Source organism: Vibrio sp. AK197, from assembly GCF_053903115.1.
Window position 1 is genome coordinate 2,746,204 of sequence record NZ_CP096430.1, and the last position, 20,536, is coordinate 2,766,739.

At 46.6% G+C, this 20,536-nt stretch carries 24 protein-coding genes and 5 tRNA genes; 18 read left to right on the plus strand and 11 right to left on the minus strand.

The genetic code is table 11. The features are described 5' to 3' along the window. Window positions 1-159: 159 nt before the first annotated feature. The 5 genes from M1D72_RS19790 to M1D72_RS19810 all read left to right on the plus strand — a co-directional run bounded on the left by M1D72_RS19790 (window position 160) and on the right by M1D72_RS19810 (window position 681). A tRNA-Phe gene (locus tag M1D72_RS19790) sits at window positions 160-235 on the plus strand. Window positions 236-279: 44 nt separating this feature from the next. Next, a tRNA-Thr gene (locus M1D72_RS19795) sits at window positions 280-355 on the plus strand. Window positions 356-387: 32 nt separating this feature from the next. Next, window positions 388-463, plus strand: a tRNA-Asn gene (locus tag M1D72_RS19800). Between the two features lie 35 nt (window positions 464-498). After that, window positions 499-574 (plus strand) — tRNA-Thr (locus M1D72_RS19805). Window positions 575-605: 31 nt separating this feature from the next. Further along, a tRNA-Asn gene (locus tag M1D72_RS19810) sits at window positions 606-681 on the plus strand. A 506-nt stretch (window positions 682-1,187) separates the two neighbouring features. Here M1D72_RS19810 and M1D72_RS19815 read toward each other — a convergent pair. From M1D72_RS19815 to mlaF, 8 genes are all read right to left on the minus strand, one after another. Further along, window positions 1,188-1,925, minus strand: coding sequence for a 1-acylglycerol-3-phosphate O-acyltransferase (locus M1D72_RS19815; RefSeq protein ID WP_390197338.1), 738 nt, complete (start codon window positions 1,923-1,925; stop codon window positions 1,188-1,190). A 111-nt stretch (window positions 1,926-2,036) separates the two neighbouring features. Beyond that, window positions 2,037-3,302, minus strand: a complete 1,266-nt coding sequence (murA, locus tag M1D72_RS19820) for a UDP-N-acetylglucosamine 1-carboxyvinyltransferase (protein ID WP_456296284.1) — start codon at window positions 3,300-3,302, stop codon at window positions 2,037-2,039. A gap of 9 nt (window positions 3,303-3,311) precedes the next feature. After that, window positions 3,312-3,566, minus strand: a complete 255-nt coding sequence (gene ibaG / locus M1D72_RS19825) for a BolA family iron metabolism protein IbaG (RefSeq protein ID WP_390197344.1) — start codon at window positions 3,564-3,566, stop codon at window positions 3,312-3,314. 9 nt (window positions 3,567-3,575) lie between these two features. Then, the gene (locus M1D72_RS19830) at window positions 3,576-3,887 is read right to left on the minus strand and encodes an STAS domain-containing protein (protein ID WP_390197347.1); all 312 of its coding nucleotides are present in this window, start codon (window positions 3,885-3,887) and stop codon (window positions 3,576-3,578) included. After that, complete coding sequence (locus M1D72_RS19835; protein WP_456297436.1) at window positions 3,887-4,516, minus strand: ABC transporter substrate-binding protein; 630 nt, start codon at window positions 4,514-4,516, stop codon at window positions 3,887-3,889. Before M1D72_RS19835 ends, M1D72_RS19830 begins: the two co-directional genes overlap by 1 nt. 25 nt (window positions 4,517-4,541) lie before the next feature. Continuing rightward, window positions 4,542-5,024 (minus strand): outer membrane lipid asymmetry maintenance protein MlaD, encoded by a 483-nt coding sequence (mlaD, locus tag M1D72_RS19840; protein WP_390197350.1) that lies wholly within the window; start codon window positions 5,022-5,024, stop codon window positions 4,542-4,544. A 1-nt stretch (window position 5,025) separates the two neighbouring features. Beyond that, complete coding sequence (gene mlaE / locus M1D72_RS19845) at window positions 5,026-5,817, minus strand: lipid asymmetry maintenance ABC transporter permease subunit MlaE (protein ID WP_390197352.1); 792 nt, start codon at window positions 5,815-5,817, stop codon at window positions 5,026-5,028. Continuing rightward, on the minus strand, window positions 5,814-6,611 hold the full coding sequence (gene mlaF / locus M1D72_RS19850) for a phospholipid ABC transporter ATP-binding protein MlaF (protein WP_390197355.1): 798 nt from the start codon (window positions 6,609-6,611) through the stop codon (window positions 5,814-5,816). The genes mlaE and mlaF overlap by 4 nt, the downstream gene beginning before the upstream one ends. Window positions 6,612-6,856: 245 nt before the next feature. On the opposite strand from mlaF, the gene M1D72_RS19855 reads away from it, so the two are divergent. From M1D72_RS19855 to mgtE, 12 genes are all read left to right on the plus strand, one after another. Continuing rightward, window positions 6,857-7,822 (plus strand): calcium/sodium antiporter, encoded by a 966-nt coding sequence (locus tag M1D72_RS19855; protein WP_390197359.1) that lies wholly within the window; start codon window positions 6,857-6,859, stop codon window positions 7,820-7,822. A gap of 26 nt (window positions 7,823-7,848) precedes the next feature. Next, window positions 7,849-8,811, plus strand: a complete 963-nt coding sequence (gene kdsD, locus M1D72_RS19860; protein ID WP_456296285.1) for an arabinose-5-phosphate isomerase KdsD — start codon at window positions 7,849-7,851, stop codon at window positions 8,809-8,811. Continuing rightward, window positions 8,811-9,368 (plus strand): 3-deoxy-manno-octulosonate-8-phosphatase KdsC, encoded by a 558-nt coding sequence (gene kdsC / locus M1D72_RS19865; RefSeq protein ID WP_456296286.1) that lies wholly within the window; start codon window positions 8,811-8,813, stop codon window positions 9,366-9,368. The genes kdsD and kdsC overlap by 1 nt, the downstream gene beginning before the upstream one ends. Continuing rightward, window positions 9,365-9,928: an LPS export ABC transporter periplasmic protein LptC gene (gene lptC, locus M1D72_RS19870; protein WP_390197367.1), complete on the plus strand. Its 564-nt coding sequence runs from the start codon at window positions 9,365-9,367 to the stop codon at window positions 9,926-9,928. Before kdsC ends, lptC begins: the two co-directional genes overlap by 4 nt. Beyond that, on the plus strand, window positions 9,909-10,406 hold the full coding sequence (gene lptA / locus M1D72_RS19875; protein ID WP_390197370.1) for a lipopolysaccharide transport periplasmic protein LptA: 498 nt from the start codon (window positions 9,909-9,911) through the stop codon (window positions 10,404-10,406). Before lptC ends, lptA begins: the two co-directional genes overlap by 20 nt. Window positions 10,407-10,408: 2 nt before the next feature. Then, the gene (gene lptB / locus M1D72_RS19880) at window positions 10,409-11,134 is read left to right on the plus strand and encodes an LPS export ABC transporter ATP-binding protein (protein WP_456296287.1); all 726 of its coding nucleotides are present in this window, start codon (window positions 10,409-10,411) and stop codon (window positions 11,132-11,134) included. A 48-nt stretch (window positions 11,135-11,182) separates the two neighbouring features. Next, a complete protein-coding gene (locus M1D72_RS19885; RefSeq protein ID WP_390197376.1) occupies window positions 11,183-12,688 on the plus strand; it encodes an RNA polymerase factor sigma-54 in 1,506 nt (501 codons plus the stop codon). A 25-nt stretch (window positions 12,689-12,713) separates the two neighbouring features. After that, window positions 12,714-13,001 (plus strand): ribosome hibernation promoting factor, encoded by a 288-nt coding sequence (gene hpf, locus M1D72_RS19890; RefSeq protein WP_390197378.1) that lies wholly within the window; start codon window positions 12,714-12,716, stop codon window positions 12,999-13,001. 2 nt (window positions 13,002-13,003) lie between these two features. Further along, window positions 13,004-13,450: a PTS IIA-like nitrogen regulatory protein PtsN gene (gene ptsN, locus M1D72_RS19895; protein WP_390197380.1), complete on the plus strand. Its 447-nt coding sequence runs from the start codon at window positions 13,004-13,006 to the stop codon at window positions 13,448-13,450. A 14-nt stretch (window positions 13,451-13,464) separates the two neighbouring features. Beyond that, window positions 13,465-14,325 carry an RNase adapter RapZ gene (gene rapZ, locus M1D72_RS19900; RefSeq protein WP_390197383.1) on the plus strand — a complete coding sequence of 287 codons (861 nt, stop codon included), beginning with the start codon at window positions 13,465-13,467 and terminating at the stop codon, window positions 14,323-14,325. Window positions 14,326-14,330: 5 nt separating this feature from the next. Then, window positions 14,331-14,612 (plus strand): HPr family phosphocarrier protein, encoded by a 282-nt coding sequence (locus M1D72_RS19905; protein ID WP_390197386.1) that lies wholly within the window; start codon window positions 14,331-14,333, stop codon window positions 14,610-14,612. A 114-nt stretch (window positions 14,613-14,726) separates the two neighbouring features. After that, window positions 14,727-16,085, plus strand: coding sequence for a magnesium transporter (gene mgtE, locus M1D72_RS19910; RefSeq protein ID WP_456296288.1), 1,359 nt, complete (start codon window positions 14,727-14,729; stop codon window positions 16,083-16,085). 83 nt (window positions 16,086-16,168) lie between these two features. On the opposite strand, the gene pmbA is transcribed toward mgtE, so the two are convergent. After that, complete coding sequence (gene pmbA, locus M1D72_RS19915) at window positions 16,169-17,512, minus strand: metalloprotease PmbA (protein ID WP_456296289.1); 1,344 nt, start codon at window positions 17,510-17,512, stop codon at window positions 16,169-16,171. Window positions 17,513-17,625: 113 nt separating this feature from the next. Between pmbA and yjgA the strand changes: the two genes are divergently transcribed. Then, complete coding sequence (gene yjgA / locus M1D72_RS19920) at window positions 17,626-18,153, plus strand: ribosome biogenesis factor YjgA (RefSeq protein WP_390197394.1); 528 nt, start codon at window positions 17,626-17,628, stop codon at window positions 18,151-18,153. A gap of 43 nt (window positions 18,154-18,196) precedes the next feature. Here the strand turns inward: yjgA and thiQ are convergent, their stop codons facing one another. Next, window positions 18,197-18,910, minus strand: coding sequence for a thiamine ABC transporter ATP-binding protein (thiQ, locus tag M1D72_RS19925; RefSeq protein WP_456296290.1), 714 nt, complete (start codon window positions 18,908-18,910; stop codon window positions 18,197-18,199). Beyond that, window positions 18,904-20,529 carry a thiamine/thiamine pyrophosphate ABC transporter permease ThiP gene (gene thiP, locus M1D72_RS19930; RefSeq protein WP_456296291.1) on the minus strand — a complete coding sequence of 542 codons (1,626 nt, stop codon included), beginning with the start codon at window positions 20,527-20,529 and terminating at the stop codon, window positions 18,904-18,906. Before thiP ends, thiQ begins: the two co-directional genes overlap by 7 nt. Window positions 20,530-20,536 lie beyond the last annotated feature (7 nt).

A 20,536-nucleotide genomic window follows, 5' to 3' on the forward strand; every position in this document is an offset into this window, starting at 1 on the left:
AAGTCATCACGAAAACAGCACAACGCCCCCTGCCCATCATCGTTTTTTGTTTATAAATGAGCAAAAACACCACATTGAGTACAGAAAAACAACAAACGATATTTTTTTTCTATTTTAATGTTGACCTCTAAGACGAAAAGTCTTTTAATACACCCCGTTGCCTCGATAGCTCAGTCGGTAGAGCAGAGGATTGAAAATCCTCGTGTCGGTGGTTCGATTCCGCCTCGAGGCACCATGTTTACGTTGTTGGTGTAAAGTACGAGCAACATAAAAAATTGGGCCGACTTAGCTCAGTAGGTAGAGCAACTGACTTGTAATCAGTAGGTCACCAGTTCGATTCCGGTAGTCGGCACCATTTCTCTCTTAGAGAGTTTTAAAACAATTTATTCCCCCTTAGTTCAGTTGGTAGAACGGCGGACTGTTAATCCGTATGTCGCAGGTTCGAGTCCCGCAGGGGGAGCCACTTTCTTCATTAAGCATTGCTTGATGGAATTCGGAGCCGACTTAGCTCAGTAGGTAGAGCAACTGACTTGTAATCAGTAGGTCACCAGTTCGATTCCGGTAGTCGGCACCATTCTCTCTTAGAGAGAAATAAAATAATTTATTCCCCCTTAGTTCAGTTGGTAGAACGGCGGACTGTTAATCCGTATGTCGCAGGTTCGAGTCCCGCAGGGGGAGCCACTTTTAAAAAAGCCGTGTCGCAAGACGCGGTTTTTTTATACCTAACGCTCCTGATTTGTACCAAATCATTGTCTCAGACCTAGCCGGCCACGTTCAGTCCCGCAGGGGAGCCACTTTAAAAAAGCCGTGTCGCAAGACGCGGTTTTTTTATACCTAACGCTCCTGATTTGTATCAAATCATTGTCTCAGACCTAGCCGGCCACGTTCAGTCCCGCAGGGGGAGCCATTTTAGGAAGCCTCATCTTCTTCAGATTGGGCTTTTCTCTTATCTAAGCATCTCTAGGTATCTCGTGGCGAAATAAACATTTAGACAAATCACTCGCCTATTGGCGTGAGAAAAGCAATACGCATTAATTTAGGCTAAGTCCCGCATCAACGATAAAGTCTTGCCCTGTGCAACCACAGGACTCTTCAGAAGCAAGGAATGGAGCTAACCTAGCGACATTATCGCTACCCCAGAAACAAAAAAACCAGTGAAGATTCACTGGTTTTTCAAGTATTCGCGTTTATTTTACGCCTTCCGCTTGATTACGCTGAGCGACTTCAGCATCAAGCTCGGCGAGCTTATCTTTCATTTGCTGATGGCAGAGGTTGGCTAATTGACGAACATTTTGCTTGCTGTAATCCTCGGTGCTAACCACTGGAAGCATCTCAACAATCACGTGACCATTATTCCAACGGTTCAATTTCAGCCCGTCGGTTGAGCTACAGACAATCGGAATAATAGGGACTTCTGCCCCCACCGCGGCATGAAACGCACCGGTTTTAAATGGAAGTAAGCCTCGACCGCGAGAACGCGTGCCCTCTGGGAACATCCATACCGATACATCCGTTTTCTTAATACTATCGACAACTTGGTCAATGGTCCCTACCGCTTTAGAACGATTAGCACGGTCAATCAGAATATTACCGGTTAACCAGTACAGCTGACCAAACAAGGGTAACCATGCCAAGCTCTTTTTACCCACTGTCACGACTTTTGGTGTGACAGCCGCAGAGACGGTGAACATATCCCAGTTACTTTGATGGTTAGCAATATAAATATGCTGACCGCGAGAGTATGCATCTTCCGGTAAACGTAGTTCTAGTTTGATACCGAACAGGCGCGATAAGGAAGCAAAATAACGTCCAAAGCGAAACACATGTTTTGGATTACGTGGACTCAATAAGCAGTAACCACAACCAAAAACAAACATCACAATTGCCCAAATCGTGACAGCCAATACACGTAACAGTGCAATCATTCTGGGTCTCCGAAAAAATGACCAAATCAAGTTAACAATAACGCTGATAACTCGTTTTATAAAAAAAAGCCGAAACAGTTGTTTCGGCTTTACGTCTCAACGGTGATGAGTTTACCCTGTCTCAGACACGCGCTCAATGTTTGCGCCTAAAGCAGAGAGCTTGTCCTCAATTTTTTCGTAACCACGATCAATATGATAGATACGGTCAACAATGGTCTCACCTTTGGCAATGCAGCCAGCGATCACTAGACTTGCTGAAGCACGAAGGTCTGTCGCCATCACTTGTGCCCCACTGAGGCGCTCAACATCACCACAGATCACGGTGTTGCCTTCAATTTCTGCTTTTGCTCCCATGCGCATCAGCTCTGGCACGTGCATAAAACGATTTTCAAAAATGGTTTCGGTGATCACACCACCACCTTTCGCCATCATGTTAAGCAGCGTAAACTGCGCTTGCATATCTGTCGGGAAGCCAGGATGTGGCGCGGTTCTCACCGTCACCGCTTTAAGCTCACGTCCGGTCATATCTAGGCTGATCCAATCATCGCCTATTTCGATCTTCGCGCCAGCATCTTCAAGTTTCGCCAGCACCGCATCAAGCAAATGCGCTTTGGTGTTGCGACAGACAATCTTACCGCCAGAGACTGCAGCCGCAACAAGGAAAGTTCCGGTTTCGATACGGTCAGCGACAACCGCGTGTTGTCCGCCACCTAAACGCTCAACACCTTCGATAGTAATCGTATCAGTGCCAGCACCTGAGATTTTGGCACCTAGCGTATTAAGAAAATCAGCAGTATCGACAATTTCAGGCTCACGAGCAGCGTTATCAAGTACCGTTTTACCTTCTGCTAACGTCGCCGCGCACATGATGGTAATCGTGGCACCAACGCTAACTTTATCCATAACGATGTGCGCACCTTTGAGGCGACCATCGACACTTGCTTTGACATAACCATCTTCAAGTTCGATCTTCGCGCCCAGCTGCTCTAACCCGTGAATATGCAAATCGACAGGTCGAGCACCAATCGCGCAACCGCCAGGAAGTGAGACTTGGCCTTGACCAAAACGAGCAACCAAAGGCCCCAGTGCCCAAATTGACGCACGCATGGTTTTCACCAAATCATACGGTGCACAAAACTCGTTAATCTGGCTTGGGTCAACGTGCACAGAGCCATTACGTTCAACTTTGGCGCCTAAACGTTTGAGGAGCTCCATCGTCGTGTCAATGTCTCGCAAATGAGGAACATTGCTCACTTGTACAGGCTCTTCAGCCAAAATCGAAGCAAACAAAATCGGTAATGCGGCGTTTTTGGCACCTGAAATAGTCACTTCACCACTTAGCGGTTTATCTGACCCTATAACTCGAAACTTTTCCATTAATCAACCTTACAGTGACATCAACTTCTTATCACGAGCCCACTCGTCTGGCGTGTAAGCTTTAATGGATACAGCGTGAATGTCGTTTCTTTGAATGTATTCCATCAGCGGCGCATAAATCATTTGTTGTTTCTTCACGCGGCTCATGCCATCGAAACACGCGTCAACAGCGATCACTTCATAGTGACTGCCTTCGCCTTTTACGTGAAGTTCTTCTATTTGTAATGCCGCTGCGAGTATTTGTTGTACTTGTGCGCTATCCACACTTCACCCCTAAATTGTTTTGATATGGTCCGCCAGAATAGCGTCTGCGTTACTGAGATTCACTAGCATCAGCAATTTTTCTGGCACAAAACTCAGCATTATATGACAGTTTTGTTTTTTTGCATGCTCTATTAAGTGAATCAACAATACCATGCCAGCAGAATCGACACGGTCAACCCGCTCTAAAGACAACTCCATACCACCAGATTCAGGCGTCCATTGTTTTATATACGACCAAAGAGCAGGGACTGTTAATCGGTCAAGAGCGCCAGACAAAGTCACTTGGTCATCCGCTGCGCGGTGCCACTGAGGATGTGTCATTACTGCTTACTCTCGAAACGAATCGGCTGTGCCGCTAAGGATTCAAGCTCTTTTGCTACCGACAAAATACCGTCTTGGCGCAGTTTTCCACTCCACTCCGACTGTTTACTCGACAACAAGCTAATCCCTTCTGCAATCATATCAAACGCTTCCCAATCTCCGCTTTTGTCTTTGCGTAGTTTGAACTCGAGATTAATGTTTGGTCGTGGTGTATCAATAATATCGACTTTAATGCTGGTGATACGTTCTTGATCATCAATTTTGGGCTCGGGACCAAATTTTACTGTTTGATCAGTATATTGCGTTAAAACTTGTGCATAAGAACTGACCAAGTATTGATGAAAAGCCTCAATAAATTCACCCACATCTTCGCGCTTCGCGCCTTTCAAATTGGTTCCTAACAGTTTCAAAGCCGCATACTTGCTATTGACGTACGGCATCAACTCCTCTTCAACAATCGTTTTAAGGTGGTTAGGATCTTGATGAATACGAGTTTGCTCAGCGGTTAAGCGAGCAAAAGTCTGCCCGGACACTTGCTTCATCATTTGATACGGCTGAGTTTTATCGATTTCAGCGGCTTGCCCTACTAACGAAAGCGATAGCCCCAGTGTAGCGACAAGCGCCATCATCCAATTTTTCAACATACTTAGTTCCTTACTGGTCCGAATCTGAGTTACCACTGCTGTAAAGGAATTGACCAATCAAATCCTCCAGCACCATTGCTGACTTCGTATCTTCAATGAAGTCACCCTCTTTCAGCATCTCTTCATCATCAAAAACAAATCCAGGCGTCAGCCCCAAGTATTGTTCACCAATTAATCCTGAGGTCAGTATTTGTAAACTCGAGGTATCAGGAAATTGGTCAAATTGACGATCGACAGCAATGCTGACAACCGGCACCAAACGTTCACGGTCTAGATCGATGTTGGTCACTCGTCCAACTACCACGCCGCCGACTTTGACTGGCGACCGAACTTTTAGGCTACCGATGTTATCGAACCTTGCTTTCAGGGTGTAAGTATCACCCGATCCAAATCCCTTAACGTCAGCAACTTGAAAAATCATGACTAAAATTGCGCAAATTCCAGCCAGAACAAAGCTGCCGACCCATAATTCTGTTTTTCTTGTTGGTTGCATATTAATTTCCAAACATCAAAGCAGTTAGTACAAAGTCTAAACCTAAAACTGCAAGTGAAGAGTGAACCACGGTTCTAGTTGTGGCTCGACTGATTCCTTCTGAAGTAGGAATCGCGTCATACCCGTTAAATAAAGCGATCCAAGTGACGGTAATCGCAAACACCGCACTCTTAATTAAGCTGTTGCCGATATCTTGGCCAAATTCGACCGAGGACTGCATCGCGGACCAAAAGCTGCCATTATCAATGCCTTTCCAGTCCACGCCGACCAATTGGCCGCCCCAAATACCGACCGCAATAAAGATCATGGTCAGTAGCGGCATTGAAATCACCCCCGCCCACAAGCGAGGCGCAATAATGCGCTTTAAAGGGTCAACCGCCATCATCTCGAGGCTCGAGAGCTGCTCAGTGGCTTTCATTAACCCAATTTCAGCAGTCAACGCTGAGCCAGCACGTCCTGCAAACAGCAGAGCGGTCACAACAGGCCCCAGCTCTCGCAATAACGACAGCGCCACCATTTGGCCTAAGGCACCTTCAGCACCGAAGTCCACTAAAATCACATAGCCTTGTAAGCTAAGCACCATGCCAATAAACAGTCCGGAAAGGACAATTATGATCAGTGATTGAACACCAACGCTATAAAGTTGTTGAATAAGTAGCGGAAAGTGCTTGATAGGCCGCGGTTTTGACCAAACCGCTCCCCATAACATTAAACTGGCGCGCCCAAAAGCCGCGCAAACCGATAAAGAGCGTCGCCCAGTCGCTGCCACCCACTCGGTAATACTGGCTATCATTCAAATAAATCCTTCGCTAGATTGTCTGCTGGGTAACGAAATGGAACGGGTCCATCGGCTTCCCCAGTCAAAAATTGTTGGACTCGCGGATCGCTATTTTGACGCAATTCCTGTGGCGTACCACTCGCAATCACTTTGCCATCGGCCAATAGATAAACCCAATCAGCAATGCTCATGACTTCAGGCACATCATGGGAAACCACAATTGAGGTCAAATCTAACGCCTGATTAAGATTACCGATGAGCTCCACCAGCACACCCATCGTGATCGGATCTTGGCCGACAAACGGCTCATCAAACATGATCATCTGCGGATCAAGAGCAATCGCACGCGCTAATGCAGCGCGCCTTGCCATACCGCCTGAGAGCTCGCTAGGCATTAACTGCGCAGCCCCGCGTAAACCAACCGCTTCCAGCTTGAGCAACACCAATGAACGAATCAACGTTTCATCAAGATCCGTATGTTCACGCAATGGAAAAGCGACATTATCAAACACCGACAGATCGGTGAATAATGCGCCAGACTGAAACAGCATGCTCATCTTTTTACGTTCTGCATAAAGCTCAGTACGGCTTAATGTTGGTATATTGTGGCTATCGAACCAAATTTCACCCTTTTCAGGCGCGATTTGTCCGCCAATAAGACGCAATAAGGTTGTTTTACCGATACCAGAAGGGCCCATGATCGCCGTCACCTTACCTTTTGGCACGTGCAAGCTAATATCATCAAATATTTTCCTTGAACCTCTTGAAAAGGTTAAGTTTTTTATTGTGACCAAATCTTCTTGGCTCATAGTTAACTCTTTGCATGCTGCGTTTATTGATGGCAATCATAAGCAGATTGAAATCGAATTAAAAGCACTGTTCGATTATTTACCCTTGATTTACTTTTACTTTGCTTGGTGATGGATCGAGCAAAAATTCCTTAACCGATTTAAAAAAAGCAGACATTAAATGCGATGTTCAGCTTCCCTTTTCCTATCCAAACCGTCAAAATTAGCGGTTAATTTGTTGGTCTTAGAATTATTTAAGGATAGTCATGTTAACAGCTGTTGCGCTCCTCGTTGTGGGCTTAGTATTACTGGTTTGGAGTGCGGATAAATTAGTATACGGTTCGGCAGCTCTTGCACGTAACTTTGGTATCTCACCTTTGGTAATCGGCATGACGATTCTTGCAATGGGCTCTTCCGCTCCCGAGATGATGGTTTCTGCGACCGCCGCGCTTAGCGGTAAAACCGATACCGCTGTCGGCAACGTCCTTGGTTCGAACATCGCCAACATCGCGCTCATTCTTGGTATTACTGCTCTAATCAAACCCCTGTCTATTAGTTCCGGTGTACTGCGCAGAGAATTGCCTTTAATGATTGGCGTCACCCTCGTGGCAGGGGCGATCTTGTGGAACGACTTACTCGGATTTTATGAAGGGGTTCTGCTGTTTGTCCTATTCGCCGCTTTTATTCTCGCCATGATGCATATTAGCCGCAAAGATCAGAACAAAAACGACAGCATGTTGTCTGACCAAGAGTCAGAGGTTCCCCAAGGTGTCAGTAATGGAAAAGCCGCTTTTTGGGTTGTTGTCGGCTTGGTTCTGCTCCCCGTCTCTGCTGATATTCTGGTTGATAATGCAGTGATCATCGCCAAATACTTCGGAATGAGTGACTTAGTTATAGGCCTAACCATCATCGCAATTGGAACCAGCTTACCAGAATTGGCGGCTTCTCTAGCAGGCGTGCTCAAAGGCGAAGATGATATGGCAGTGGGCAACATCATCGGTTCAAATGTATTTAATATTCTCGCCGTAATGGGCATCCCCGGTATCATTAATCCTTCTGTGATTAATGAGTATGCGATGGGGCGTGATTTTTGGGTGATGCTTGGTGTATCCCTATTGCTTGTCGTGATGGCGTTGGGTAAATCTCGTAGCATCAACCGTATCGAAGGAATGATTTTATTTTTGAGCTTTGTCGCTTACCAAAGCTATTTATTTATGAACATGGCTGCCTAAGCCTTTCCGTCTTTCGGAGAACTTGAATGTTTGACTATCGCTCTGCCGCATTAGAAGTACTAAATACCGAAATTGCAGCGCTGCAACAGCTTGATCAGTACCTTGATCAGCACTTCCTTGATGCCTGTGACATGATTTTGGCCAATAAAGGCAAAGTCGTGGTGATGGGCATAGGTAAATCTGGCCATATCGGCAATAAAATAGCGGCAACCTTAGCCAGTACCGGAACGCCAGCGTTTTTTGTTCACCCTGGTGAAGCTGCGCATGGTGATCTGGGGATGATTGCCCCTGGTGATATTGTGCTCGCAATTTCAAACTCTGGTGAGTCACAAGAGATTCTTGCCCTGTTTCCCGTTCTTAAACGCTTACAAATAAAAATCATCAGTATGACGGGCAATCCGCAATCGAATATGGCGAAGTTGTCTGAAGGGCATTTGTGTATTCATGTTCCCAAAGAAGCGTGTCCTTTAGGATTAGCGCCCACCTCAAGTGCAACCGCAACCTTAGTGATGGGGGATGCATTAGCGGTCTCCTTACTTCAAGCTCGCGGCTTTACAGCCGAAGACTTTGCCCTCTCCCATCCGGGCGGTGCGTTAGGACGTAAATTGCTGCTTAAATTGTCTGACATTATGCACCTTGGCGATGATTTACCCATGGTCACACCTCAAACTCTGATTCGTGATGCCCTGCTTGAAATCAGCCAAAAAGGCTTAGGGATGACCGCGGTTATCGATGAAAAACAGCACCTACTGGGTATTTTTACTGATGGCGATTTACGGCGAATTCTCGATAAACGCATTGATATTCACACCACAGCAATCCGTGACGTCATGACCGAGAATCCAACGGTTGCCCATCCGGATATGTTGGCTGCAGAGGGCCTAAATTTAATGCAATCAAAGAGCATTAATGGTTTACTGCTTTGTGACCACAATAAACTGGTTGGTGCACTCAATATGCATGATCTACTGCGTGCGGGGGTAATGTAATGACAACCATGGTAGAAACACTGTATGGTCCAGTCGAACAGTCCACTTATCTTATCGCTAAACAGATCAAACTGCTGATCTGCGATGTCGATGGCGTCTTTTCCGATGGCTTGGTGTATATGGGAAATGACGGCGAAGAGCTAAAAACGTTTCACACCCGTGACGGCTATGGCGTTAAGTCGCTGATGAACGCAGGCATTGAAGTGGCGATCATTACCGGCCGTAACTCTAAGATCGTAGAAAATCGCATGCGTGCACTGGGTATTTCTTTGGTTTATCAAGGCCAAGATGACAAAGTCAAAGCGTACCTAGACATTTGCCGCCAGCTAAATATTGACCCGCAGCATACCGGCTATATTGGTGATGACTTGATCGACTGGCCGGTGATGGAAAAAGTGGCACTGCGTGTTTGCGTTGCCGATGGTCACCCCCTACTTCGCCAACGTGCCAACTACGTCACCCACATTCCTGGCGGGCGTGGTGCAGTGCGCGAAGTGTGCGACCTGATCTTGCAAGCTCGCGGTGAACTAGATGTGCATAAAGGACTGAGTATATGAGTTTGACTCGTATTGGTTACGTTCTTTTGGTGTTTGTTGTCTGCTGGTGTGGATATTATCTTATTGAACGCCAAGAAAGTTACGATCAACAGGTCGAACCAAATAGCGAATTACCAATGTTTAGCGGCCAAAACTTAACCAACACTTCGTACAATGAAGAGGGGATCCGCAGCTATGTGATCACCTCAGAACACCTCGACCACTTCGCTAAAAGTGGTGATACTGTTTTTGCACAACCGGTGCTAAAAGTGTACAAAGAAGGGGATATTCACGAGTGGGAAGTCACCGCAGACGAAGGTGTTCTTGATAAAGACCATGTTCTAACGCTAAAGGGCAATGTAAAAGCAAAAAACCTTCTTCCTGACTCAGGTTTTGATACATTAACCACCATAGAGCTGAGCATTCAGTTAGACAATCGAGATTTTTGGGCAGACAATCAGGTCACTCTGGTTGGGCCGCAGTTTGAAACAGTGGGACAAGCAATGAAAGGCAACTTTGCCGATAACACCGCTGTTCTTTACGAGCATGTACAAGGTAGATATGAAACTCTTACACCTTAGCCTCATGGCTTGCTTGATGGTTTCATCGAGCGCAATGGCGTTATCAACAGACCGGGACCAACCCGTCTATATCGATTCCGATAGCCAGCAACTGGATATGCAAAGCAACAAAGTCACCTTTACCGGTGATGTTAAGCTCAAGCAAGGCAGCATTAATATTAATGCGGATAAAATTATCGTCACTCGCGGCGCAAAAGATGGCGCAATTCAAGAAATTGAAGGCTATGGAAATCTCGCGACATTTTCTCAGCTCACCGATGATGGCAAAACCTTATACGGTGAAGCCAAAGAGTTGTACTACAAAATGGCTGATGACCAGCTAACGATGATCAACCAAGCCATGCTCTCGCAAGACGACAGCGTGATTAAAGGCTCACAGATTCGTTATAAAATCTCTTCGCAAAAGCTGATTGCCGATGGCAAACAGAGTGGCGATCGTGTCTCAACCGTATTACAGCCTCAAGCCGTTGAAGAGTAACTATGGCCTTATTGAAAGCAGAACATTTAGCAAAAAGTTATAAAAGTCGCCGAGTGGTTTCCGATGTCAGTTTGCAGGTGGAATCCGGTCAGATTGTGGGGCTACTTGGTCCAAACGGAGCAGGAAAAACCACTTCGTTCTATATGATTGTTGGTTTGGTCGCACGCGATGAAGGCAGCATCATGATTGATGATACCGACATCAGTATTCTGCCGATGCATAGCCGCTCACGCATGGGTATTGGCTATTTGCCGCAAGAAGCATCGATTTTTCGTAAACTTTCAGTACGCGACAATATCATGGCAGTGCTGGAAACTCGTGAAGAACTGACCCGCGAACAGCGCCAAGATAGACTAGAAGATTTATTGGAAGAGTTTCATATCCAGCACATTCGTAACAGTGCAGGTATGGCACTATCTGGTGGTGAGCGTCGACGCGTCGAAATAGCACGTGCGCTCGCCGCGAACCCTAAATTCATTCTTTTGGATGAACCTTTTGCAGGCGTTGACCCTATTTCAGTTATCGATATTAAGAAGATCATCGAGCATTTACGAGATAGAGGTCTTGGAGTCTTGATTACCGACCACAATGTGCGAGAGACTCTAGATGTTTGTGAAAAAGCATACATCGTTAGCCAAGGTAACTTAATTGCCGAAGGCACACCTGAGCAAGTCCTCAGTAATGAGCAAGTAAAACAGGTGTATCTAGGCGAACAGTTCCGGCTATGATAAAAATATATCAGTAAGATTCTTAAGGATTAAGGCAAGTACGACTGAATGAAACCCTCATTACAACTTAAACTGGGCCAACAGTTAGCAATGACACCGCAACTGCAGCAAGCGATCCGCCTGCTGCAGCTGTCAACTTTGGATCTTCAACAGGAGATTCAAGAAGCGTTGGATTCCAACCCACTGCTAGAAGTCGAAGAAGGCGCTGAAGAGAGCGGTCAAAATGATGAGCTCAATAGCGCCAATAGCAGTAGTGAAGCTGAAAATGAGGTTAAAGAGCCAACCGTTGATGTCGCTGATAGCGAAGCTGACCCACAAGATAGCTCAGAATTAATTGAGAAATCAGAAATTAGTTCTGAATTGGAAATCGATACGACGTGGGACGATGTCTATAGCGCCAACTCCGGTAGCACAGGCCTTTCTCTTGATGATGATGCGCCTGTTTATCAAGGTGAAACCACCGAGTCCTTACAAGATTATCTAATTTGGCAGCTTGATTTGACGCCATTTAGCGACACTGACCGCATGATCGCCATGTCATTAATCGACGCCATCGATGATTACGGTTATCTCACTCTGTCACTAGAAGACATTGTTGAAAGCCTCAATACCGAAGGCGTGGAGCAAGAAGAAGTTGAACTGGATGAAGTGGAAGCGGTGCGCAAGCGCATTCAGCAGTTTGATCCGCTAGGTGTCGCTTCGGTCAATTTGCAAGATTGTTTATTGCTTCAACTCGGTACCTATCCAGAAGATACACCGTGGCTCAATGAAGCAAAAGAGGTGTTACTCAACTATATTGATCATCTCGGCAACCGCGACTATCGCCAAATCATTAAAGACACTAAACTGAAAGAGACGGATCTGAAAGACGTTCTTCGCCTCATTCAGCAACTTGATCCACGCCCGGGAAGTCGTATAGCCTCGGACCATGCGGAATACGTGATTCCCGATGTATCCGTATTTAAGGATCACGGTAAATGGGTGGTAACCATCAACCCTGACAGCGTGCCACGATTAAAAGTTAATCAGCAGTACGCCAGTTTAGGTAAAGGTAACAGCGCAGACAGTCAATACATACGAACCAATTTGCAAGAAGCGAAGTGGCTAATTAAAAGTTTGGAGAGCCGAAACGAAACCTTACTCAAAGTTGCGAAGTGTATCGTTGAACATCAACGCGATTTCTTTGAGTATGGGGAAGAAGCCATGAAACCTATGGTGCTCAATGATGTAGCCATGGCCGTAGACATGCATGAATCCACAATTTCACGGGTGACCACCCAGAAATATATGCATACGCCACGTGGTATCTTTGAGTTGAAATACTTTTTCTCAAGTCACGTCAGTACTGACAATGGCGGAGAATGTTCATCAACTGCAATCCGCGCACTGATTAAAAAATTGGTCGCATCTGAAAACACAGCCAAACCGCTGAGTGACAGTAAAATTGCAGCACTACTAGCTGACCAAGGGATTCAGGTAGCTAGGCGAACCATCGCTAAGTATCGTGAATCACTAGGTATTGCCCCTTCAAGTCAGCGTAAACGCCTACTTTAAGGCCTACAACCGAGAAGGAAAGTCTATGCAAATCAACATTAATGGCCACAACATTGATCTGACCGATTCAATGCAAGACTATGTAAACGAAAAGTTTCAAAAGCTCGAACGATTCTTTGATCACATCACCAACGTTCATGTGGTTCTGCGTGTTGAAAAAGTCACGCAAATCGCCGAAGCTACCCTTCACGTAAGTCAGGGCGAAATCCACGCCTCCGCTGAAAACGAAAACATGTATGCTGCTATCGATGCGCTGGTCGACAAACTGACGCGCCAGTTGAATAAGCACAAAGAAAAACTAATCAATCATTAATCATGCGACTAAATGAAATATTGACAGTGGACTGCACCAAAAGTGCAGTCCACTGCACGAGTAAGAAACGCGCTCTAGAAATGATCAGCGAACTCGTAGCCCAACAAACAGGTCAAAGCTCAACGGAGCTATTTGAATGTATGCTCAGCCGCGAAAAAATGGGCAGTACCGGAATTGGCAATGGTATCGCCATTCCACATGCGCGTATGCAGTCAAGTCAAAAGGCGGTTGCAGTACTTCTTCAATGTGATGAGGCGATTGAGTTTGGATCAGTCGATAACCGTCCGGTTGATCTGTTGTTTGCCTTGCTGGTGCCAGATGAACAGTGCAAAGAGCATCTTAAAACGCTATCCAGCATGGCGGAACGTTTGAGTGATAAGCAGGTGTTAAAACAGTTACGTAAGGCTCAAAGTGATCAAGAGCTCTACGACATTATGGTTAATCAGTAAGAGAACTCCTTGCTATGCGTCTAATCGTCGTCAGCGGTCAATCTGGGGCTGGTAAAAGTGTCGCCCTGCGCGTCCTTGAAGATTTAGGTTACTACTGTGTTGATAATTTACCAGTCAACCTGTTGATTCCATTTATCGACTCAGTGGAAGACAGCAAACAGAATGTGGCTGTCAGCCTCGATATCCGCAACCTCCCAAAAGACCCGCAGCTGGTCGCTGACACGTTAGATCAACTCAAGCAAGACACCGAAGTGAACGTGCTGTTTCTTGATGCCAGTAAAGAAACGCTGCTTAAACGCTATAGCGAAACTCGCCGCATTCATCCTTTATCTATCGGTCAGGAAAATTCCCTCGAGCAAGCGATTGAAGAAGAAAAACGTGTTCTTCTGCCACTTCGCGATCACGCAGATCTGATCCTCGACAGCAGCAATAAATCCCTGCATGAGCTCAGTGAGGCAGTACGCATGCGAGTGGAAGGCCGCGAACAGAAAAAGCTGATCATGGTGTTTGAGTCATTTGGTTTTAAATATGGCCTGCCCAGTGATGCCGATTATGTCTTCGACGTTCGCTTCCTGCCTAATCCGCATTGGGATCCCGCTTTACGTCCGATGACTGGTCTTGATACTCCCATCAAATCCTTTTTGGAAAACTACCCAGAAGTTCTCGAGCTCAAGCAACAGATACAATTCTTTTTTGAAAACTGGCTCGATCTTCTACAAAAAAATAACCGCAGTTATCTCACTGTTGCCATTGGCTGTACTGGCGGTAAACATCGCTCGGTGTACATCGCTCAGCAGTTGGGTGAATACTTTTCCAGCCTAGGGCACCAAGTACAAATTCGTCATACTGGCCTTGAAAAAGAACCCAAGGAATAACCGACATGTCGCAGCAAGAAAGCCGTACTGTCTTAATTCAAAACCGCTTAGGGCTGCATGCTCGTGCTGCCATCAAACTCGTCGAGTTAGCTCAATCATTTGAATCAATACTGACCATTGAAAACCGTGAGGGTAAGCAAGCCACCGCCGATGGGGTCATGGGTTTGTTGATGCTGGAATCGGCGCAAGGCGAAGAAGTCACGATTCATGCTCAGGGGCCTGATGCCAGTGACGCACTAGAAGCGGTTTGTCACCTTATTGAAGATAAATTCGACGAAGGTGAGTAACTCCCTCCCTAATAAAGAAAAATATTTGTTCGCCTTCCTATTAACTTGTTAAACAAGCTCTAAAATTAAGTTACTATTCAGAGCATTGTACACACAGAGAGTCAGGAGGAACCAATGGCAGAGCAAATAGAGTTTGACCAAGCTCACCAAGCCCTCCAAGAAGTCAGCGAGGCTCTGGAAAATGGCCGTTTCGTCCATGTCCGTCGTCAATTGCAAGACATGGAACCGGAGGATATCGCCCATCTATTAGAAGCTTCGCCACGAAAAAGCCGTGAAGTGTTATGGCAACTGGCTGACCCCGAAGATTATGGTGACATCCTCGATGAGTTAAACGAGGATGTGAAAGACGATTTGGTCTCCAAAATGGATCCCGAAATGTTGGTGGAAGCCACAGAAGGGATGGATACCGATGACATGGCTTACGTACTACGAAGCCTACCTGACGATCTTTCACAAGAAGTCCTGTCGCAGATGGACAGCGCTGACCGTTTACGGGTCGAAACCGCGCTCTCCTACCCAGAAGATTCCGCCGGTAGCTTGATGAACACCGACGTCATCACTATTCGTGCTGACGTGGATGTGGACGTAGTATTACGCTATTTACGCATTCTTGGTGAAATTCCCGAAGCAACCGATGCCATTTATGTCATCGATGCCGAAAATAAGCTGATTGGCTATTTGTCACTAACCACGCTTATCACCACGCAACCTGATGTAAAAGTTCACGACGTGATGGAAAGCAGTAGTGATGCGATTGAAGTCACAATGAGTGACTCCGATGTCGCCAGTTTGTTTGAGCGTCGTAACTGGGTGTCTGCTCCAGTGATTGATGAGCACCAACAACTGGTGGGCCGCATTACCATCGATGACGTCGTTGACGTTATTCGTGAAGACGTTGAGCACTCGATGATGAGTATGGCGGGTATGGATGATGACGAAGATACTTTTGCGCCGGTCGTAAAATCAGCTCGCAGACGGAGTATTTGGCTCGGCGCGAACGTGCTGGCAGCCCTAGCTGCAGCTTCTGTTTCTAACATGTTTGAAAATACCTTAGAACAGATGGCGGCCATTGCCGTATTGATGACCATCGTGCCTTCAATGGGCGGGGTTGCGGGTAACCAAACCGTTGCTCTAGTGATTCGCGGCTTAGCACTCGGTCATATCGGTGATGCAAACCGCCGAGAACTGTTATTAAAAGAGGCCGCTGTTGGTTTACTCAACGGTATTTTATGGGCCACCATCATTGGCGGTATCGTGGTCGCGTGGAAAGGTAACTGGGTGCTTGGCGGCATCATATCGGCCGCCATGCTCACCAACTTATTTATTGCTGGGGTCGCTGGGGTCATGATTCCGGTACTGCTCAAAAAGATGAATATTGATCCGGCACTCGCTGGAGGAATGGCCTTAACCACCGTGACCGATGTCATCGGTCTGTCAGTGTTCTTAGGTTTAGCGACCATCTTGCTCACCTAGTTCATCTGTGAAGTTTTGATTGGTGTGATGTCTTTACAACGAAAAAGCCCAGCGAATGCTGGGCTTTTTTTAAAGCTAGAAACTTACTCGCCAGCGACTTTCATCGTTTCAAGTAGGATAGAGCCCGTTTGAATTTGTGAGCGCGTCTCGATGTCTGAGCCCACCGCCACGATTTGACTGAACATATCTTTTAGGTTGCCAGCAATAGTGATCTCCGAAACTGGGTATTGAATCTCACCATTTTCGACCCAGAATCCTGCCGCGCCTCGAGAATAATCACCGGTCACAGTATTAACTCCTTGCCCCATCACTTCGGTAACAAGTAAACCAGTGCCAAGTTCACGTAGCATTTGACGATAATCTTGACCCGTTGACGAGACAAACCAGTTATGAATCCCGCCAGCATGACCCGTCGGGGTCATCTTCATTTTACGCGCAGCGTAACTGGTCAAAAGATAGGTCGCCAACACACCATCGGTAATGATGTCACGATCTTGAGTCGCCAAACCTTCATTGTCAAATGGACTGGACGCGAGACCACGCAGAATATGGGGCCGCTCAGCAATGTTAAACCACTGCGGCAAAATACGCTCACCCAACTTATCCAGTAGGAAAGAAGATTTGCGATATAAGTTGCCGCCACTGATCGCCATCACCAAATGACCGATCAAGCCCGTGGCAACATCCGCTGCAAACATCACGGGATACTTTCCGGTAGCCAAACGCTTGGCATCTAAACGACTTACGGTTTTTTCAGCCGCTTGCAGACCGACTTGCTCTGGCTTAAAAAGATCATCACGGTGGCGCGCGACACTGTAGCTGTAATCACGTTCCATTTCACCGTTGCTGCCTTGACCAATAACACAGCAGCTGATGCTATGGCGGCTCGATGGATAGCTCGCCACTAAGCCGTGACTGTTGCCATACACTTTTACACCATAGTGACTGTCATAGCTTGCCCCATCACTTTGCTTGATTTTGCTGCTGTAGCCCAGTGCATGTTGCTCAGCTTCAATCGCTTGCTGAGCAGCATAATCTGGGTCAGGCGTGTCAGGATGGAACAAATCGAGGTCTGGAATCTCCTTAACCATCAACTCCGCAGGAGCAGGACCAGCGAATGGGTCTTCAGAGGTATACTTGGCAATGTCTAACGCGGCGAGTACCGTTTCACGAATCGCTTTTTCACTTAAGTCAGAGGTGGATGCGCTTCCTTTGCATTGACCCCGATAAACGGTAATGCCCAGAGCACCATCGCTATTGAATTCAACATTTTCGACTTCACGCATGCGAGTAGAAACGCTTAATCCGGTACTTTTGGTGATCGCCACTTCAGCGGCGTCAGACTTCTCGGCGGCAATCTCTAATGCTTTAGAAACGGCGGCTTCAAGCTCAACACGTTGCTGAGCGACTTGCTGTTTTACGTCCATATCTCTTTCATTCATTTTGTGTTGAACAGATAGAATAACAAGAATTTCGCTTTCTCCCCACGATTCTTGTTAAAATAGAGAAATATTATTTCATAGAACATACAGGCAAAAAAATGGCTCGTAAGAATAAAAAAGCGCCATGGGAACCAGAAGAAGAGATTATCTGGGTCAGCAAATCAGAAATGAAGCGCGATATGGAAGAGCTACAACAACTCGGTGAAGAGTTGGTGGCGCTCAAACCTTCAGTCCTTGAAAAGTTTCCTCTTGATGATGATCTGTTTGACGCCATCAAAGACGCACAACGCTTTAAAAATGAAGCTCGTCGTCGACAATTACAGTTTATCGGTAAATTGATGCGTAATATCGACCCTGAGCCGATTCAAGCCGCGCTGGATAAAGTACGCAACAAGCACTCTCAGCAAACTGCGGTACTGCATAAACTTGAGAAGCTGCGTGATGACGTCGTGGAAAAAGGCGATGAAGCCATCGCAGAAGTGATGGAGCTGTACCCACAAGCAGATCGCCAGCGACTACGTCAATTAGCTCGCCAAGCAGCAAAAGAAAAACAAGCGGGTAAACCGGCTAAAGCCTACCGTGAGATTTTTCAAATTCTCAAAGAGTTAAATGACGAGGAATACTAATCGCCTTTTCAGTATAAAAAAAGCTGGCCTAGAGCCAGCTTTTTTATAATTGACCTAACCCCGCGCGGATAAACGCCTGCAATCTCGGATTACCATGTTGCTCCGTCAAGTTGCCCACTTTGTCACTCACCTCAACATGACCTTGGTCGATATACGCAAAATCTGTCGCTATCGCTTTTACGTCACTCAAATGATGGGTCACCATCACCAAGGTAATCTCACGTTCAATCGCTAGCTTATTCACTAAGGCAAGCATGTCTTCTCTCAATATAGGATCGAGTGCTGAAAACGGCTCATCAAATAACCAGATAGGATGTGATTGTACAAAGCAGCGGGCTAAAGCAACCCGTTGACGTTGCCCTCCCGACAACTGTTCAGGAAGACGTTCCATCAACTCACTCACGCCTACCTGCTTGGCTGCATCCACCACTTGCTGACGCTGGTCGATGGACAACTTCAAACTCGGACTAAGCCCGAGAGCAATGTTGTCAAACACCGATAAATGGGCAAATAAATTGTGCTCTTGAAATAACATTGCAAAGGGGCGTTGATAAGGAGGCAGGCCCACAACATCACGTTGATTGGCGACAATCCGACCACGGCTTGGTTCAATAAACCCCGCCATCAATGCCAGTAAGGTCGATTTTCCAGCCCCACTCGGGCCAAGTAACGCCACCCGCGCCCCCGCATTAACACGTAAATCAAAACAGAAATGCTCATTTTGATACTCATAGAGAACGTTATCTAGGGCTAACATGTTGTTTCCTTTAAACCTGTGTCTGAAGCCATAAGTGACGCTTTTCGGGGTTTAATTAGCCATTCCACCAGAGAGAAAACGCCAATACTCAGCAATAACATGACTACCGATACCACCGCGGCCGAAGCCATTTGATAACTCCCCAGCAACTGGAATAAATAGAGCGGTAACGTTTTAAACTCTTGGCTACCAAAAAGCGCGATAGCGCTTAAATCGCCAATCGCAAACATAAAGCAAATCGAAAGCGCTTGCGCGACGGGTTTATGCAAAGCCCGCCATTCCACGACTCGAAAACGCTGCCAACCTTTAAGCCCGAGCGAAGCACACAAATATTGATATTGCTGCTCCACATGTAACATCGGCTGAGCCAAGGTTTTGATAACGTAAGGCAGCCCCATTAATGCATTAACCACAACCACAATCAGCCAAGCCAGTTGAAAGACATCCGTAAATTGACGCAACAAAACAAACAACCCAGTGCTCAATACCAAACCAGGCGTAATTAAGATAATCGCCCCCAGCATCTCAATGCCGTTTGCTCGACGGTTTTTGTCTTGCACACGCCAGCGACGACTGGTGGATAAAATGGCGATGCCCGCACTTAATGCTAAGCCACTCGACATGACGGCCACTTGTAGTGATGCACCAAGTGCAGACCAAAACTCGCTATCTGCCAATACTTTGAAAAATGCCGAGCTGATGCCACTGATAAACACCATCAGCAAAGGTGAAAAAACAAATATCACCGTTATCGTGATGACTCCCATATCCCAAACTCTCACCAACATAGACTCTCGCCCTTTAAACTGGGTTTGACGATAGCTGATACCGTTGATGGCTAAAGGCTTGGCAAAACGCTGAATACTCAAGGCTAAGGTGCCACATAAAAGCATTTGCCACATTGCAAGGAGTGCGCCACTTTGTAAGTCAAAATCAAACTTAATCGCTTGATAAATGGCCAATTCAATGGTCGTAGATTTGGGGCCTCCGCCGAGCGCCATCACCGTCGCGAAACTGGTAAAGCACAGCATAAATACCAACCCACATACCGAAGGTAATTGCTGCCTTAGCCGCGGCCACTCAACCCATTTGAATTTATCCCATGCTGACATGCCCAAATGCGCGCATAACTTATGCTGTTCACCGGGTATGGTTTCCAACGATTGATATAACAGGCGCGTCGCGTAGGGCAAATTAAAAAACACATGGGCGAGTAGAATCCCACCGAGGCCATAAATAGAAAAAGGCAGAGTGAAATCGAAACGCTCAAGCCACTTGGCCACAAGACCACTATTGCCGTAAATCGCTAATAGACCAAAAACGCCAACCAACACAGGCATGACCAACGTGGTGCCGAATATTTTTATGATCCAGCTCTTCGCCGCGAAGTGACGCCGTGATAACGCCAAAGCAACAGGCAAGGCCCCGCCCACACTAAGTAGCATCGAGAGGAAAGCTTGATAGAAACTGAATTGCGTCACGTGGCGATAATAGCTGTCTTGCCATAAGAAGCTAATATCGCCGAGCGGTGCGTGCATTAACAGCGCACTAAGCGCAGCGATCACCAGCGCTGCAATGACAAAAGCAACGCCGATACCGGTTTTAGGTGTTGAGTTCAAAGCGACG

Bases quoted from the DNA above. Each gene is read 5' to 3' on its own strand.
- M1D72_RS19835 (WP_456297436.1), bottom strand. From the start codon at position 4,516: ATGATGGCGCTTGTCGCTACACTGGGGCTATCGCTTTCGTTAGTAGGG.
- M1D72_RS19815 (WP_390197338.1), bottom strand. From the start codon at position 1,925: ATGATTGCACTGTTACGTGTATTGGCTGTCACGATTTGGGCAATTGTG.
- mlaF (WP_390197355.1), bottom strand. From the start codon at position 6,611: ATGAGCCAAGAAGATTTGGTCACAATAAAAAACTTAACCTTTTCAAGA.
- lptA (WP_390197370.1), top strand. From the start codon at position 9,909: ATGAAACTCTTACACCTTAGCCTCATGGCTTGCTTGATGGTTTCATCG.
- lptB (WP_456296287.1), top strand. From the start codon at position 10,409: ATGGCCTTATTGAAAGCAGAACATTTAGCAAAAAGTTATAAAAGTCGC.
- kdsD (WP_456296285.1), top strand. From the start codon at position 7,849: ATGTTTGACTATCGCTCTGCCGCATTAGAAGTACTAAATACCGAAATT.
- pmbA (WP_456296289.1), bottom strand. From the start codon at position 17,512: ATGGACGTAAAACAGCAAGTCGCTCAGCAACGTGTTGAGCTTGAAGCC.
- rapZ (WP_390197383.1), top strand. From the start codon at position 13,465: ATGCGTCTAATCGTCGTCAGCGGTCAATCTGGGGCTGGTAAAAGTGTC.
- mgtE (WP_456296288.1), top strand. From the start codon at position 14,727: ATGGCAGAGCAAATAGAGTTTGACCAAGCTCACCAAGCCCTCCAAGAA.
- M1D72_RS19885 (WP_390197376.1), top strand. From the start codon at position 11,183: ATGAAACCCTCATTACAACTTAAACTGGGCCAACAGTTAGCAATGACA.
- murA (WP_456296284.1), bottom strand. From the start codon at position 3,302: ATGGAAAAGTTTCGAGTTATAGGGTCAGATAAACCGCTAAGTGGTGAA.
- hpf (WP_390197378.1), top strand. From the start codon at position 12,714: ATGCAAATCAACATTAATGGCCACAACATTGATCTGACCGATTCAATG.
- ptsN (WP_390197380.1), top strand. From the start codon at position 13,004: ATGCGACTAAATGAAATATTGACAGTGGACTGCACCAAAAGTGCAGTC.
- M1D72_RS19905 (WP_390197386.1), top strand. From the start codon at position 14,331: ATGTCGCAGCAAGAAAGCCGTACTGTCTTAATTCAAAACCGCTTAGGG.
- yjgA (WP_390197394.1), top strand. From the start codon at position 17,626: ATGGCTCGTAAGAATAAAAAAGCGCCATGGGAACCAGAAGAAGAGATT.
- mlaE (WP_390197352.1), bottom strand. From the start codon at position 5,817: ATGATAGCCAGTATTACCGAGTGGGTGGCAGCGACTGGGCGACGCTCT.
- mlaD (WP_390197350.1), bottom strand. From the start codon at position 5,024: ATGCAACCAACAAGAAAAACAGAATTATGGGTCGGCAGCTTTGTTCTG.
- lptC (WP_390197367.1), top strand. From the start codon at position 9,365: ATGAGTTTGACTCGTATTGGTTACGTTCTTTTGGTGTTTGTTGTCTGC.
- kdsC (WP_456296286.1), top strand. From the start codon at position 8,811: ATGACAACCATGGTAGAAACACTGTATGGTCCAGTCGAACAGTCCACT.
- thiQ (WP_456296290.1), bottom strand. From the start codon at position 18,910: ATGTTAGCCCTAGATAACGTTCTCTATGAGTATCAAAATGAGCATTTC.
- M1D72_RS19855 (WP_390197359.1), top strand. From the start codon at position 6,857: ATGTTAACAGCTGTTGCGCTCCTCGTTGTGGGCTTAGTATTACTGGTT.
- M1D72_RS19830 (WP_390197347.1), bottom strand. From the start codon at position 3,887: ATGACACATCCTCAGTGGCACCGCGCAGCGGATGACCAAGTGACTTTG.